Annotated in this window: 9 protein-coding genes and 1 pseudogene; 6 read left to right on the top strand and 4 right to left on the bottom strand. The window is 71.6% G+C overall.

Annotation, left to right across the window (positions count from 1 at the left end; all coding sequences use genetic code 11):
* The first annotated feature begins 94 nt into the window (after positions 1-94).
* Positions 95-961, top strand: coding sequence for a chitosanase (locus O7613_RS13595; RefSeq protein ID WP_282294218.1), 867 nt, complete (start codon positions 95-97; stop codon positions 959-961).
* A 101-nt stretch (positions 962-1062) separates the two neighbouring features.
* Here O7613_RS13595 and O7613_RS13590 read toward each other — a convergent pair whose 3' ends face one another.
* Both O7613_RS13590 and O7613_RS13585 read right to left on the bottom strand, forming a co-directional pair.
* Positions 1063-2598: a ricin-type beta-trefoil lectin domain protein gene (locus tag O7613_RS13590; RefSeq protein WP_282294216.1), complete on the bottom strand. Its 1536-nt coding sequence runs from the start codon at positions 2596-2598 to the stop codon at positions 1063-1065.
* A 195-nt stretch (positions 2599-2793) separates the two neighbouring features.
* On the bottom strand, positions 2794-5148 hold the full coding sequence (locus O7613_RS13585; RefSeq protein WP_282294214.1) for an AbfB domain-containing protein: 2355 nt from the start codon (positions 5146-5148) through the stop codon (positions 2794-2796).
* A gap of 185 nt (positions 5149-5333) precedes the next feature.
* Between O7613_RS13585 and O7613_RS13580 the strand changes: the two genes are divergently transcribed.
* Complete coding sequence (locus O7613_RS13580; protein ID WP_282294212.1) at positions 5334-6347, top strand: LacI family DNA-binding transcriptional regulator; 1014 nt, start codon at positions 5334-5336, stop codon at positions 6345-6347.
* Between the two features lie 431 nt (positions 6348-6778).
* On the top strand, positions 6779-8506 hold the full coding sequence (locus O7613_RS13575) for a VWD domain-containing protein (RefSeq protein ID WP_282294211.1): 1728 nt from the start codon (positions 6779-6781) through the stop codon (positions 8504-8506).
* A gap of 71 nt (positions 8507-8577) precedes the next feature.
* Here O7613_RS13575 and O7613_RS13570 read toward each other — a convergent pair whose 3' ends face one another.
* The gene (locus O7613_RS13570) at positions 8578-11181 is read right to left on the bottom strand and encodes a tetratricopeptide repeat protein (protein WP_282294209.1); all 2604 of its coding nucleotides are present in this window, start codon (positions 11179-11181) and stop codon (positions 8578-8580) included.
* Positions 11182-11454: 273 nt separating this feature from the next.
* Here O7613_RS13570 and O7613_RS13565 point away from each other — a divergent pair, with 273 nt between their 5' ends.
* From O7613_RS13565 to zwf, 3 genes and pseudogenes are all read left to right on the top strand, one after another.
* A complete protein-coding gene (locus O7613_RS13565) occupies positions 11455-12282 on the top strand; it encodes an SAM-dependent methyltransferase (protein ID WP_282294207.1) in 828 nt (275 codons plus the stop codon).
* A 119-nt stretch (positions 12283-12401) separates the two neighbouring features.
* A pseudogene (locus O7613_RS30805) lies at positions 12402-12491 on the top strand (MmcQ/YjbR family DNA-binding protein); the annotation flags it as partial.
* Positions 12492-12532: 41 nt separating this feature from the next.
* Positions 12533-14026, top strand: coding sequence for a glucose-6-phosphate dehydrogenase (zwf, locus tag O7613_RS13560; RefSeq protein ID WP_282294205.1), 1494 nt, complete (start codon positions 12533-12535; stop codon positions 14024-14026).
* Between the two features lie 75 nt (positions 14027-14101).
* Here the strand turns inward: zwf and O7613_RS13555 are convergent, their stop codons facing one another.
* Positions 14102-15334: a cellulose binding domain-containing protein gene (locus O7613_RS13555; protein ID WP_282294204.1), complete on the bottom strand. Its 1233-nt coding sequence runs from the start codon at positions 15332-15334 to the stop codon at positions 14102-14104.
* Between the last annotated feature and the right edge of the window lie 171 nt (positions 15335-15505).

Here is a 15505-nt window from a genome sequence, read left to right as displayed (position 1 = left end):
ATACTGGTCGTGGCCCCGCTGGTGCTCGCACGGTCGCTCCGTGCGAGCACCAGCGGGGCCTGACCGAAGCACCTGCCCCCGGCCCGAGGACGCCATGCTGCGCGGAGGAACCGGCGCCCACGTCGCGGGTGCCCTGCTGATCGGCATCGCGGCGGCCGGATACGTCCTGCCGCCGGCCGACCCCGCGACCCCCACCCCCACCGTCCCGACGGCGACCGCCACCGCCCCGACCACCACCGCCCCGACCTCCAGCGTTCCGGCCGCCGCCGATCTCGACGACCCGGCGAAGAAGGACGTCGCCATGCAGCTCGTCTCGGCGGCGGAGAACTCCTCGCTCGACTGGCGCGCCCAGTTCTCCTACCTTGAGGACATCGGCGACGGTCGCGGCTACACCGCCGGCATCATCGGCTTCTGCTCCGGCACCGGCGACATGCTCGCGCTGGTCCAGGCGTACGCGAAGGCCCGGCCCGGCAACGTGCTGGCCGGCTACCTGCCGGCGCTGCGCGCCGTCAACGGCACCGCGTCGCACGAGGGCCTCGACCCGGACTTTCCCCGCGACTGGCGCGCCGCCGCCGCCGACCCGGTGTTCCGGGCCGTGCAGGAGGCCGAACGCGACCGGATCTACTTCAACCGGTCGGTCCGGGACGGCAGGAACGACGGGGTCCGGGCCCTGGGCCAGTTCGCCTACTACGACGCGGCGGTCATGCACGGGTACGCGGGACTGCGTCAGATCCGCAGCCGCGCCCTCGCCCGGGCAACGCCCCCGGCGCAGGGTGGCGACGAGCGGATCTGGCTCGACGCGTTCCTCGACGAGCGGGTCGCCGAGATGCGGAAGGAGGACGCCCACTCGGACACCTCCCGCGTCGACACGGCACAGCGGGTGTTCCTCGACAACGGCAACGTCGACCTGCACACGCCGTTGGTGTTCGCCGTCTACGGCATGCGGTTCCGCATCGGCTGACCGTCGGGGTGCGGCGGTGGCGCATCATCCGACCGGCGCGGCACGGCGTCCCGCCCGGCCCTCGGATCGGCCGGACGGGACGCCGTCGGAGGGCTGACGGTTCAGCCGGTGCGCCACTTCTGGTTGGCGGTGCCACCGCACTCCCAGAGGTGCAACCGCGCGCCGTCGTTGCCGTTCCAGTCCTTGATGTCGACGCACTTGTTGGCCTGCGGATTGACCAGGTCCCCGGCGGCGGACAACACGAACTGCTGCGCGGGGTTGCCGCTGCAGTTGGCGATCTGGATGACCGCGCCGTTGTCCCGGGAGCCCCAGGCGACATCCATGCACTTGCTGTTCTGCGTGCGCAGGCTACCGCCGGTGAAGGTCCAGCTCTGCGCCGCCGTGCCGTTGCAGTTCCAGGTCTGCAGGGGGACGCCGTCGGAGAAGTTCGAGTTCGGCACGTCGATGCACTTGTTGTTCCAGTTGCTGATGATCCGGGTCCCGGTGCCGCCACCGCCGGTGGTGACCAGGTTCAGCCCGTAGGCGCCGAGGATCTCGTTGACCGGCTGGAACCACATGGTGCCGCCGGAGGTGCAGTTGCCCGATCCGCCCGAGGTCACCCCCTGGGCCTGGTCGCCGGAGAGCCAGGCACCGCCGGAGTCACCGCCCTCGGCGCAGGCGTTGCTGCGGCTGAGTCCGTAGACCGCGCCCCGGGCGTAGTTGACCGTCTCGTCCCGACCCAGGAGCGTGCCGCAGCGCCAGCCGGTCGTCCGTCCCGACCGGCAGACCGAGCTGCCGATCACCGCGTCCCGGGAGCCGGCGACGGGAGCGTTCCCCCCGGCGTAGTTGTTCACCCAGGGGCGCGGCGTCCAGTCTCCGTTGGTGCGGACCCAGGCGTAGTCGTTGCCCGGGAACGACGAGCCGGCGAAGGTGCCCTGCGCCACGTTGTTGAACCCACGGGTGGGACTGCCGGTGGCCCCGCAGTGTCCGGCCGTGACGAAACCGCCCGTGACGGCGAAGCCCACCGAGCAGAGCACGTTGCCGTTGATGAGGAACTGGTCGCCGCCCCGGATGTCGTACAGGGGGCGGGGCGCGTCGGGAGCCGCCGTGTAGCGGACGGGTGCGCCGGCGAGGCCGCTGTCGTCGACGAACGCCCGGGCGGTGCGCTCCTGGCCCGGCGCGACCCGCACCACGACCTCGTTGGTGGTGGCGTCCACGTACCAACCGCGCACGGCGGCGCCGGGCGGATGGCTGCGCGCGTGCCGGTCCAGCGTGCTGCGGGCCGAGGTGAGCGTCGTGAGCGTCCGGGGAACGAGCCGGGGCCGGGCGCCCTCGGCCCGTACCGTGGCGGCGGCGGACGCGTCGGTGACGGCGACGGTGAGCGGGCCGCTCGGGTCCAGCCACGAGCCGGCGTACCGGGTGCCGAGGCGGGAGCGCAGGCGTCGGTCGACCACCGCCGCGGCGGCCTCGGTGGTGAGGCGGGCGGTGAGTTGGTCGTCGGTCAGGTGCAGGTCGCGGCGCATCGCCGCGGCCATCTCCGCCGGCAGGCCGGACGGCTGCGCTTGCACCCGAGGGGCGGGGGGAGCCGTCGCTGGTGCGGCGGCCGGAATCGGCAGGGCGAGCGTCGCGGCGGTGAGCAGCGCCATGGTCCTGATCATCGAACTCCTTCCGGTCGGTGCGGCGTCGCGCCGTGCCAGAGGGCGCGAGAGAGCGCTCTCAGCCTGAAACCGTAAAGAGTCTTTGTCAATAGACGTGCCTCAATCATGTGTCGGCCGCGTGGACGTCGGCGAGGCGGCGGTCCGGGGCGGCGGTCCGGGGCGCCGGTGCGGCACCGGCGCCCCGGACCGTGCCGCTCAGGGCGCCCAGGGCGTGGTGATGTTCCAGGTGCTGTCCGCGGCCCACAGCGCGGGGGAGTTCCACGCCTCGCCGCCGGTGCCGTTGCTCAACCAGACCTCGGAGTTGTAGTGCCGCAGATACCTGCCGCGGAAGTTGTAGGACTCCAACGAGACCCCGCTCCCGGTGAGACCGACCCGGGCGCACCAGGTGGCGTCCGCGCGGAGTAACGCCGAGCCGTCGTTCGGCGAGTTGCGTACGCGCGAGTCCTGGTGCCGGAGGAACTGCCCGGGGAAGTTGACCGACTCGAACGAGTAGCACGCCGCGTCGGCCAGACCGGCCCGAACCGTGTAGGTGGCGTCGTTCTTGAGCAGCGCCGGGCTGTTCGCGTCCACGATCTCGGTGTAGGCGAGGCTGTCCCGGTGCCGCAGGAACCGGTTGGTGAACCCGGGAGTCGTCACCTGGACGGATCGCCTGGTGTTCAACGGCAGCGCCACCGGCGCCGAACTGCCGACCGACCTCGACGCGTCGATCAGGGCCAGGTTGGCGGCCCGTACCCGGGCCTGGTCCATCTTGACCACCTGCCGGTCGTAGGTGAGAAATCCGTTCAGCTCACCCTCCTGGTCGGCGATCTCGGTGTAGACCGAGGCGCTCAGCCCCTTGCCGAGCATCAGGTTCTGCGTGCCCTGCACCAGGCCGACGTAGCGGTCGGTCAGCGCGGTGGAGCTCGGCTGCCACTCGTAGGCGAAGAAGCTGCCGTTCGGGCTCCACTCGTGTCCGGGCGCGCGCAGGCCCAGGCCGCCGAACTCGCCGAGCACGGCGATCCGGCTGCTCGACGGCGCCGGCGAGTCCGGCCCCAGGTAGACGTGCCAGTCGTCGATGTCGCCGTTGCCGGGGTTGCCCAACGACTGGCAGCAGTTGTAGCCGCTGTGCGCGTTGACCAGCCGGGCCGGGTCCTGGTTCTTGACATTCTGGGCGACCCGGCGGGTGTCGGCCAGCGCGCGTTCCCCCCACCCCTCGTTGTAGACGGTGTAGGTGACGACGGCCGGCGAGCTGCGGTGCTCGTCCACGATCTCGCGGGCCTCGGTCTCCAGCTGCGCCTGCTGCGCGTCGGTCGCGTTGATGTCCTGCGCGGTGAGTGACGGAACGTCCTGCCACACGAGCAGCCCGAGCCGGTCGGCGTGGTAGAACCAGCGCTGCGGTTCGACCTTGATGTGCTTGCGCACCATGTTGAAGCCGAGGTCCTTGTGCTTCTGCAGGTCGAAGGCGAGCGCGGCGTCGGTGGGCGCGGTGTAGAGCCCGTCCGGCCAGAATCCCTGGTCCAACGTGCCGGTCTGGAAGACGAACTGGCCGTTGAGCTTGGGTCGTAGGACGCCGTTGACCACGCCGGTGCTGATCTCGCGCATGCCGAAGTAGTGCGTGGTCCGGTCGACCTGATCACCCGCGGCGTTACGCAGCGTGACTCGCAGGTGGTAGAGGAACGGGTCGTCGGGCGACCAGCGGCGGGCGTTCGGCACCGGCACCTTGAACTCGGTGAAGCCGCCGGTGGCGGAGCCGACCACGGTGGCGCCGTCGAGCGCTTCGGCCAGGACCCGGTGACCACTGACGTCCCCGCGGGTGAGGACCCGGATGCGCAGCGTGTTGTCGGCCAGGCTCGGCGAGAGGTCGACCCGGCTGATCGAGGCCGCCGGCACCGGTTCCAGCCACACCGTCTGCCAGATGCCCGAGCTCGGCGTGTAGAAGATGCCGCCGGGTTGCTTGGTCTGCTTGCCGATCGGCGGCAGGCTCCCGTTCTGCCGGCTGTCCGTCGGGTCCCACACCTTCACCACGATCTCGTTCGCGCCGGCCCGCAACTGCGGAGTGACGTCGAAGGTGAAGGCATCGTAGCCGCCGGTGTGGCCGCCGACCGCGACGCCGTTGACCCAGACGGTGGTCTGCCAGTCGACGGCGCCGAAGTGGAGCAGCACCCGGCGCCCGTTCCAGCTGGTGGGCACCGTCACGGTCCGCCGGTAGAACAGGTGGTTGCGGTTGTCGCCGGCGGCGCGCCGCACCCCGGACAGCGCGCTCTCCACCGGGAACGGCACGTTGATCCGCTCGGGCAGATCGGTGCCGAACTGAGGGGCGTCGTCGGTGGCGGACTGGCGTAGCTGCCACTCGCCGTTCAGGTTGAGCCAGTCCGACCGGGTCATCTGCGGTCGCGGGTAGTCCGGCAGCGGCGTGCCGGCGAGCGCCTGGGTGGTCCAGGGGGTGGTCAGCGGCGGATTCTTGGCCGGCACGGCGCGCGCCGGCGTGGCCGGGGCGGCGAGCAGGCCGGCGACCAGGGTGAGAACGACCAGTAGGGGGGCGGCGAGGCGGACGGGGGCGGGACGTGTCATGCCGTCTCCATCGAACGGGCCGTCAGGGCCGAGCTGCGCCGCTGGCGGCGGGGCGGTGGGTGTCGGGGTGGCCGATCGTGCCGTTCGTATAACGTTATAGAGCGCCGACGGACAGGCCGTCAATCCCCATCCATCGATATATTGCGTCGCGTCATCCACCTCATCCCGCACGGGAGGGACGGCCCATGGGGGTCAGCCTGAAGGACATCGCCGAGCGGGCGGGCGTCTCACTCGCCACCGTCTCCAACGTGGTCAACGGCTATCGGCCGGTGGGGGAGCGCACCAGACGGCGGGTGCAGCAGGCCGTCGACGAACTGGGCTACACCCCCAACCTGAGCGCGCGGCACCTGCGCCGTGGGCGCACCGGATTGATCGCGCTCGCCGTTCCCGAGCTGACCAATCCGTACTTCGCCGAGCTGGCCGAGGTGGCCATCCGCGAGGCTGCCGGCCTCGGCTACACGCTGCTGATGGAGAACACCGCCGCCCGGCGCGGCGAGGAGTTGACGCTCCTGGACGGAGCGCAGCGGCACGTCATCGACGGGCTCATCCTCAGCCCGGTGGCGATCGGTCGGGCGGAGGTGCTGGCCCGGCGGGCCAGGACGCCGCTGGTGTTGATCGGGGAGGGGGTCTACGACGTGCCGTACGACCACGTCGCGATCGACAACGTCGCGGCGAGTCGGACGGCGACCGCGCACCTGGTCGCGCTGGGCCGCCGGCGGATCGCGTTCGTCGGCGCGTCACCTGTGGACGACCGGCAGTCCGCGCACCTGCGCATCCGTGGCTACCGGGAGGCGCTCGACGCGGCCGGGATCCCGTACGACCTCCGCCTCGTCGTACCCACGGAGCACTTCGGCCGGGCGGACGGTGAGCACGCCGTGCGCCAACTGCTGACCCTGGACAGTCCGCCCGACGCCGTGCTCGCGTACAACGACCTGATCGCCGTCGGCGCCCTGCGGGCGCTCGCCCGGACCGGCCGGAGAGTGCCCGACGACGTGGCGGTGGCCGGCATCGACGACATCGAGGAGGGGCGCTTCAGCAACCCCACGCTGACCACAGTCGCCCCGGACAAGCGGGCGATCGGTCGGTTGGCGGTCCGGCGGTTGGTGGCCCGGATCGAGGGCGAGGCGGGCCCGCCGACGCACGTGCAGCCCTCCTTCCATCTCGTCGAGCGGGAGAGCACCGGCCCGCTGACGGGGTGAGAGCACCCGGGTATGGGTTTGTATGGGGTTTCCCCGCCCGGCCCGAGGTCGCGCGACGCTCATCAGCCAGGCCCGTCCCGAGGGCGGGCGTCAGGCGACTCCACAGTCGGTGGGAGGAAACGATGATGAGGTTGCTACCGCGAGAACGCCGGTCCCGGTCCAGGCTCGCGGGCATCACGATCGCGGCGGTCCTGGTGGGGATGGGGGTGTACACAAGCGGCGACGAGACGTCAGCGGCCAGCCAGGGGGATCTGCGGACCTGGCACGCCAGAATGGTGAAGATACCGCGGCCGTCGGCGCAGGGCTGCTCCACCGGGGCCTATCCCGAACTGGCGTGGCGGGAGACCGGGTGTGTGGCCCCGCCGTCGGTCCCGATGGCCCCGAACCTCGAACAGGCCCCGCGGCGGGACGTCGGTGGCGGGATCGGGATCGTGACGGAACGGCCCACGGGGGCCGGTCCGATCACCCGCGCGTACGGCAGCTTCGAGAAGGTGAACCAGCAGAACCTGTTGAGCGTGACGAGCGTTCCGCAGGCTGCCCCGCCCGGGGAGCCCAGCGGGCAGACGATGGCGGGCAGCTACTCGTTCCAGCTCAACACCAACCACCTGAGGGTCCAGGAGTGCAGCGGGTCGCCGACCGCCGGCCTGTGCCGGGGCTGGAAGCAGTTCGTGTTCGCCAACGACGGCACCAAGGGCGGCAATCCGAATCCCGATCCCAGCCCCAGCCGCCTCTACGTCGAGTACTGGCTGCTGCACTACAACCCGGACCCGGGCCAGGGCCAGCCGTGCCCGTCCGGGTGGACCGAGGTCGCGGACGACGGGGAAGTCCACTGCACCCGGAAGTCCGACGCGGTCGAGCTGCCGTACCTGTCGATCCAGAGCATCGCGAGGCCGGCCCTGCGCCTGGACGGCGCGACCACGACGACTGCCGACGGGCAGGAGACCGACACCGCCACCTTCAACGACGGGTCGGGCCGGATCTACTCGTCCACCGGGGTGGGCGTCCTCCACGTGCTGCCGCCGGCGCCCCAGGAGCCCGCGTCGGAGTGGACCCAGGTCGAGTTCAACGTGTTCGGCTACGGTCACGGCGCGACGGCCAGGTTCAATCCGGAGGCGAGCTTCAACGTCCGTACGACTGTCGAGGACGGCAGCCCGGTCAAGCCCGGCTGCCAGAACTTCGGCTTCAGCAGTGAGCGGAACAACCTCAACTTCGGACCTCCGGGTCCGGTTCCGTCGACTCCAGCGCCGGCAGTGGTCATCAACGAGTCGGTCATGGGGCCGGCCGCGCCGTCGGCCTGCCGCGTCGCCGCGGTCATCGGCGACACCCACCAGTACACCTTCGGCGGTCTGTTCTACGACTTCCAGGCGACCGGCGACTTCGTCGAGGCGCAGGCCGGTTCCACGTTCGAGGTGCAGACCCGCAAGGCGTCAGGTGCCCCGAACTGGCCCAACACCTCGGTCAACCGGTCGGTCGCCATGCGGATGGGCACCTCGAGGTTGGCGCTGTGCGAAGGGACCCGCCTGGTGGTGAACGGCACCACCACCAGCCTGCCGGCCGGCGACTCACTGCTCCTGCCCAACGGGGTGGCGATCGACCGCGTCAACAACGTGTACACCTTCACGGACCCGTCGGGCAACAGCGTCCGCGCCACCGCCAACAGCGGATACCTCGACCTGGGCGTCGGCGTCGGGCCCGGGGCGTCGACGGTACGCGGCCTCCTGGGCAACCCCAACGACGATCCGCACTACCTCGATGTCAGGGGCGGCAACCCGCTGCGCGTTCCGGTCACCCATACCGCCCTCTACGAGACGTTCGGCAACAGTTGGCGGGTCAGCCCGTCGGCCACCCTGCTGCAACCCTGCACCGCCGTCACCCCGGGCAACCCGACGGCGCCGTTCTACGCCGGCAACCTGAGCACGGCCACCCGCGCGTGGGCGCAGGAGGCCTGCCGCAACAGGCAGGTCAACACGCTGTGGCTGGACACGTGCACCCTGGACGTCGGCGTGTTCGGCAGCGCGTCCGCCGCCATCGTCTATGTCGGACTCCAGCGGCCGGATGTCGACGCCAACCCCCAGCAGCCGCCGGTCTGCGTACCCGGAGTTCCGGTCTGCCCGACACCGACGTGTTCCCCGGCGGGATGTGGCCGGGCCGGCGGGTAACCCCGGTCGGCACGGAACGTGCGGTCTCCGGGGATGGGTCCACCGACCGGGCATCCCCGGAGACCTCGCGGTCAGGTGCGGGCGTCCGCGTCGTCGAGGGCGGCGAGACAGGTGCGGATCTGGTCGGCCTCGGGGGTGCCGAGGTCGGTGTAGATGGTCAGGGCGTGCCGGTAGTGGGCACGGGCCCGGTCGCGGTCGGCGAGGGCGCGGTGGGCGCCGGCGAGCCCGGCCTGGGCGCGGGCCTGCTGGTCCCGGGCGCCGATCTCGGCGGCGGTGGCGTGGGCGGCGGTGTGATGGGTGAGCGCGTCGGTGGCGTGGCCGGCGGCGAGCATGGCCTCGCCGAGCCCGTTGAGCGCCCACGCGGCGCCGTGCCGGTCGCCGGTCGTCTGCAGGATCGCCAGGGCCTGCCGGTGGTGCCGGGCGGCCTCGACGGGCTGCCCGAGATGGCGGTGGAGGGTGCCCAGCCCGTCCAGGGTCCAGGCTTCGCCGTTGCGGTGACCGGCCTGACGGAACAGGACGAGCGCCTGGGCGAGGTTCGCCGCGGCCGTGTCGTACCGGCCCGATCGGGTGTCGACCTCCGCGAGGTTCGCGAGCGACACCGCCTCGCCGGCCTGGTCCCCGCTCTGTCGGTACAGGGCGAGCGCCTCTCGGAGGTGCCTGGCGGCCCCGCGGTAGTGGCCGAGCCGCTGTTCCACGTCGCCGAGGTTGCTCAACGCGAGGGCCTGACCGATCTGATTGCCGGCGAGCAGGTGCGCGGTCCGGCCCCGCCTGAAGTGGGCGGCGGCCTTGCGGTAGTGGCCCAGCCGCTGCTCGGCGACGCCGAGGTTGGTCTGGGTCCGGGCCTGCCCGAACTCGTGCCCGGCCTCGCGGAACAGGTGCAGGGCCGCGGTGAAGTGTTCGACGGCGGCGTCGTACCGGGCGACCCAGAGGTGAGCCACGCCGAGGTCGGTCAGGGCGTGGGCCTGCTCGGTGACATCGCCGGTCTGCCGGGCCGCGTGATGGGCGTGGCTGTGGACGGTCACGGCATCGCTGCCACGGCCGCCGGCCAGGTAGCGGTACAGGATGCGGGAGAGACGTGTCGTGTGGGTGGGCCAGCCGTTGCTGGCGGTGTGGACCGCGACGGTGACCAGGGTGGGCCGCTCGACGTCGAGCCAGGCGAGAGCGCAGTCCGGGTCGGCCAGTTCGGGGGCGGGCGTGCCGGTCGGCGGAATGTGCGGCCGAAGATGCGCCTGGGCGGGGTGGAGCGCGTTCATCGCGGCGGCGGCGGTGGCGAGATAGTGGTCGAACAGGCGGGTCAGAGCCTCCCGGCGGTCGGCGGGACGGACCTCGTCGTGCGCGCGGCTGATGGCGAACGCGCGGACGAGGTCGTGCAACGTGTACCGGCCCGAGGCGGACTGCTGGAGGAGGTGGTCGCGGCACAGGTGGTCCAGGTGGGCGTGGGTGGTGTCCAGGTCGGTGCCGGTCAGGGCGGCGGCAGCGTAGGCGTCGCTGTCCTGACCGGGGTGCAGCGCCAGCAGCCGCAGCAGCCGGCGCTGGCCGGCGGGCAGATGATGGTAGGAGAGGTCGAGGGCGAGTTCGACGCCGGTTTCCAGGCGTCGCTGGCGGTGGCGTTCGTCGAGCCGGTCGGCGTGGTCGGTGAGGGTCCAGCCGGATGTGGCCCGCATGTGTCCGGTGGTCAGGTCGAGGGCAAGCGGGAGATAGCCACAGCGCCGTGCGATGCGCGCCGCCGCCCCGGGATCGTCGCCCGTGGGGACGTGGCTGACGACCTGGACAAGATAGTCGACGGCCTCGTGCGCGGCGAACACGTCGACCACCAGGCGCGTGGTTGGGCGCAGGTCGGACAGGATCCGCCGGCTGGTGATCAGGGTGAGACACCCGGGCACCTCGGGGAGGAGCGGCCGGACCTGGTCGACGTCGGCGGCATTGTCCAGCACGATCAGGGTACGGGTGCCGGTGAGCCGCTCGCGGTAGGCCGCCGTGCGGGCGTGCAGATCGTGCGGGATCCGGTGGGCCGGTACGCCGAGCAGGCGCAGGAAGCCGTCCAGGACGGCGGCCGGATCGGCGGGCGGCCGGGCGGGGTCGGGGAAGAATCCGCGCAGGTTGACGAAGAGCGTCCGATCGAAGCGGGATTCGCGGACCAGGAGGTGCCCGGCGTGGACGGCGAGCCGGGTCTTGCCTACTCCGGCCATCCCCTCGATCGCGACGACCCCGGTCGCCCCGCCGGTGGGTGGGTGGTGGCTGAGGGCGTGCCGGAGCTGGTCGATCTCGGTGGTACGGCCGGTGAATCCGGCCAGGTCGGGTGGTAGCCGGTCCTGGACCCGTACCACCGCGGCGGCCCGGGCCTCCCCGCCGACCATCCGTAGCGCCTGGCGCCACTGGTGCACGTATCCCTCGTCCGGATGCAGGGCCTGCACGACGGCGGTGACGAGGTCGGCGTTCAGCCGCCGCCGACCGGGTTTGAAGCAGTCCACGACCGTGGGCCGCTTGGTCAACTCACCGGCCGGGCGACCGGCGGCCCGCCACGCGGTGTTGACCTGGCCGGTGATCCGTTCGTATGACGGGTTCCCGGCCCACACCTTCAGGGACCTCAACGCCGCAGTGAGCTCGTCGAGCGTGCGCGCCCGACCCGGGTCCGGCATCACGGCGGACGGATCGTCCGCTCGGGTAGCGGTCATCGAGATCTCAGGCATTCATCGACACAAGAAGATGTCGCTCATCGTATCGGAAAGGGCGCGTGGCGTGTTCCCGGTGGGGATGCCCGGTTGTGCGAACCGCGCCCGACACGCCGGTCCGCGCCAAAACGGCGTGCTTCCTGGTCATGCGGTGGATCCGCTGGGAGCGGTACCAGTGGGGCGACGGTCCACACCGGCCGGTCGCTACACTCTCGGACAAGGTCCGGAAGCGCCCACGGAGCCCGGTGCGCTGATTCGAATCGGATGGAGACGCAGTTGACCCGCGACAAGGCCGCACCCCCCGGAATCGACCTCAGCGTTCCCAGCGTGGCCCGGGTCTACGACTACTTCCTGGGCGGCAAGGACAACTTCGAGGTCGACCGGAAGGTCGCCGAGCACGCCCTGCGGATCACGCCGGACGGGCCGGCCGCCGGCCGGGCGAACCGCGCCTTCCTGCGCCGGGTGATCCGGTTCCTCGTCGCCGAGGCCGGTGTCGACCAGTTCCTCGACATCGGGTCCGGGCTGCCCACCCAGGGCAACGTGCACGAGGTTGCCATCGCGCACAACCCGGGCGCCCGGGTGGTGTACGTGGACAACGACCCGATCGTCCTGTCGCACGGGCGGGCCCTGCTCGCCGCAGAGGGCACGGCGACGGTGATCCAGGCCGACATCCGGCGACCGCAGGAGATCCTCGACGATCCGGACGTCCGCCGGTTCCTCGACTTCGACCGGCCGGTCGGGCTGCTGCTCTTCGCGATCCTGCACCACCTCGGCGACGACGAGGATCCGCGCGCGGTGTCGGCGGAGTTGATCGACGCGCTGCCGTCGGGCAGTTACGTGGCGATCTCGCACTTCCGTGATCCGGGTGAGCGGGACCCGGAAGGCTCCCGTAAGGCCCGCGAGGTCGAGCGGGTCTTCAACGAGTCGTTGGGCACCGGCCGTTGGCGCACCGACGAGGAGATCCTCTCCTTCGCCGACGGGCTCACGGTGCTGGAGCCGGGGCTGGTGCCGCTGGCCGAGTGGCGTCCGGAGCCGGGCACCGCCGCGCCGAAGCAGACCGACACCTACCACACCTTCGTCGGACTGCTCGCCCGCAAACCATAGGCCGTCGCGGCACAGCCGCCGATCGTCATCGTCGGCGGCTACGCCGGGTGTCCTGTCGTCCCGGGTGGGTCCGCCGGCCGGTGCAGCGCGACGCCGGGCCTCTTGCGTACGGTTGCACCATGGTCACCATGGCTGACGTACGAGCGCTGGCACGGACACTGCCGCGCAGCGGCGAGCACCTGGTCCGTGACCGCGTCAAGTTCCGGGTCCACCCGACCCGATACCCCTGAGGCCCGGAGGAACGCAGACCATGGACCACGCACCGCAGCTCATCCAGGAGCGGAGTGCCCCGCCGGCCACGCTGGTGATCTTCGGCGCCTCCGGTGACCTGACCCGGCGTAAGCTCCTGCCCGCGGTCGAGAGCCTGGCTCGGCACGAGCGGCTTCCGGACCAGTTCGCGCTTGTCGGCGTCGCCCGTACGCCGATGACCGACGAACAGTTCGCCGAGAGCGCCCTCGGCGGGCGCACCCTCGCCAGCAAGCGCCAGCTCCGAGGCGGCGTGCGGTACGTGGCCGGCGGCTACGACGACCCGGAGACCTACAAGCGGCTGGTGGAGACCCTCGACGAGCTGGACGCGCAGCGGGGCACGTCCGGCAACCGGCTGTTCTACCTGTCGACGCCGGCCGGCGCCTTCAAGCCGGTGATCAACGGGCTGGCCGGGGTCGGGCTCAACCAGCCGCGCGAGGGCTCGTTCGCCCGCCTGGTCATCGAGAAGCCGTACGGGCGCGACCTGGTCACGGCCCGCGAGCTCGACGGCGTCGTGCACGGCGCGTTCGGCGAGCACCAGGTGTTCCGGATCGATCACTATCTGGGCAAGGACACCGTCCAGAACGTGCTGGCGCTGCGCTTCGCGAACTCGATCTTCCAGCCGATCTGGGACCGCTCCTGGGTCGACCACGTGCAGATCACCGTCGCCGAGACCCTCGGCGTGGGCGCTCGCGGCGGCTTCTACGAGGACGCCGGCGCGATGCGGGACATCGTGCAGAACCACGTGCTCCAGGTCCTCGCGCTGGCGCTGATGGAGCCGCCGGCCTCGTTCGAGGCCGAGGGCCTGCGCAACGAGAAGGTGAAGCTGCTGCAGGCCATCCGGCTCCCCACCGACCGGGACATCGCCGAGGCCGCGGTCCGCGGGCAGTACACCCGGGGCGGCACCCGGGAGGAGCTGATGGCCGGCTACCGGGAGGAGCCCGGCGTCGACCCGCTGTCGCGGACGGAGACCTACGCGGCGATGCGGCTCAACGTGGACAACTGGCGGTGGGCCGGGGTGCCGTTCTACGTGCGCACCGGCAAGCGCCTGCCGGCCCGGCTCACCGAGGTGGCGTTGCAGTTCCAACGTCCGCCGCACCTGCCGATCCCGACCGACCAGCTCACCGGCCTCGACGCGGACGCGCTGATCCTGCGGATCCAGCCGAACGAGGGCATTTCGCTGCGGTTCGGTGCCAAGGTGCCGGGTCACTCCTTCCGCGTCCGCACGGCCACCATGGAGTTCTCGTACGACCAGACGTTCGCCGAGGAGTCCCCGGAGGCGTACGAGCGTCTGCTCCTGGACTCGCTCGTGGGCGACGCGTCGCTCTTCATCCGCAGCGACGAGGTGCAGCAGTGCTGGCGGATCGTCGACCCGATCATCGAGAACTGGGCGAAGGACCACTCGCCGATCCCCACCTACGAGGCCGCCTCCTGGGGCCCGACCGACGCGGACCGGCTCATCGGCCGGCACGGCCGCAGGTGGCGCAACTCGGCGTAGCCCGGCCGGGCGAGGCGCCGTACCGGCCCGGGCGTTCGGCCGGACCGGTACGGCGTCGGGTGGTGCCGTCGGGCGTCAGCTTCCGACGCAGGTGGCGGTGGTTCCGCTGCCGTTTCCGGTGCCCTGGAACCCGAAGCTGGTGGACTGACCGGCGGCCAGTCGTCCGTTGTAGCTCTGGTTCGTGACGGTGACCGTCCCGCTGGCGCCGTTGGCCACGCCGTTCCACAGCGAGGTGATCGACGCTCCGCCGGGCAGGTTGAGCGTCACCCGCCAGCCGGTGAGCGCGGCGGCGCCGGCGGTGACGGTGACGTTCGCGACGAATCCGCCGTTCCACTGGTCCTGGACGGCGTAGACCGCGGCGCAGCTCCCCCCGCCGGGCGGGGGAGTGGTGGGCGGCGGAGTGGTCGGCGGGGCGGTGGTGGGCGGGGCGGTGGTCGGCGGCGGGCTGGTGGGCGGCGGGTCGTCGTCGAGCGTCAGGTTCTTCTGTTGCACGGTCCACTGGGTGTGGCACAGACCGCAGTCGGAGCCGACGAAGGTGCGCCCGGCGGTGGTGTCGCCCTTGAGACGCCACTTGAGGTAGAGCACGGCCACGCGGCCGAACTCGCCGCCGTTGGGCTGGTCGTAGGTGCCGCCGTGTCCGACGTTGAGGTTGCCCATGAACGCGGGCAGTCCGGCCGGCAGCTTGCCCCAGTCGTCCATCCCGTTCGGGTAGGCGATGTCGCTGGGTCCGCCCATGAAGTAGGCGATCGGCTTGGTCAGTCTCCGGAGCTGGTAGTCATCGGCATCGTTCAACAGGCCGCTGCTGAAGATGCCGGTCGTGGTGACCCGTGGGTCGGCGGAGACGGCGTACGCCTCCAGCCCACCGCAGGAGAAGCCCGCTACCGCGATCTTGGACGTGTCGAGCCGGTTGTAGTACTTGCTGCCCGCCCGGGAGTTCTCCGCGACGGCCCAGTCGATGGACTGGGTGAGCATCTGGGAGGTGGTGGAGCCGGACCCGTTCGGCGCGCCGTTGGCGATGGCGAGGAAGCCGTGGGAGGCGATCTCGCGGAGGAAGTTGCCCTGGGAGAGCCCGTTGGCCGAACAGCCGCCGTTGCCCCACGCGAGGATGGGAAGGCGTTCGGACGGGAGCGTCTGGGGCCGGAAGATGGTGTGGTTGGCCAGGGTGGTCGAGGTCTCGTAGTCGGCGGGATAGGGGCCGGATCCGCCGACCGCGGCGTCGGCCGGCGTCCCGCCGAGCACCATGACCACGGCGGTGACCGGGAGGGCGACGGCCGCCAGCCCCGCCCAGATCTTCGATGTCCGTCTCATACGCCCTCCCGCAGGTGTGTCGCCACGGCGCTGCCTGCGGTGCCGGTGGCGGTCGGCCGTTCGCGCCTCGACCGACGTGGGTCGCCCACATGCGCGCCGGCGGGAACGGGATGCGGTCACCATCCCCGCGATAGAGACAAGTGTCAATATTTTGTCCGGCTGGCGGGACTC

Source organism: Micromonospora sp. WMMD975 (assembly GCF_029581215.1).
GTDB lineage: Bacteria > Actinomycetota > Actinomycetes > Mycobacteriales > Micromonosporaceae > Micromonospora.
Note: the sequence above shows the minus strand (reverse complement) of the source record. Positions and strands in the feature narration are given on the sequence as shown.

Bases quoted from the DNA above. Each gene is read 5' to 3' on its own strand.
- O7613_RS13555 (WP_282294204.1), bottom strand. From the start codon at position 15,334: ATGAGACGGACATCGAAGATCTGGGCGGGGCTGGCGGCCGTCGCCCTC.
- O7613_RS13570 (WP_282294209.1), bottom strand. From the start codon at position 11,181: ATGACCGCTACCCGAGCGGACGATCCGTCCGCCGTGATGCCGGACCCG.
- zwf (WP_282294205.1), top strand. From the start codon at position 12,533: ATGGACCACGCACCGCAGCTCATCCAGGAGCGGAGTGCCCCGCCGGCC.
- O7613_RS13590 (WP_282294216.1), bottom strand. From the start codon at position 2,598: ATGATCAGGACCATGGCGCTGCTCACCGCCGCGACGCTCGCCCTGCCG.
- O7613_RS13580 (WP_282294212.1), top strand. From the start codon at position 5,334: ATGGGGGTCAGCCTGAAGGACATCGCCGAGCGGGCGGGCGTCTCACTC.
- O7613_RS13585 (WP_282294214.1), bottom strand. From the start codon at position 5,148: ATGACACGTCCCGCCCCCGTCCGCCTCGCCGCCCCCCTACTGGTCGTT.
- O7613_RS13595 (WP_282294218.1), top strand. From the start codon at position 95: ATGCTGCGCGGAGGAACCGGCGCCCACGTCGCGGGTGCCCTGCTGATC.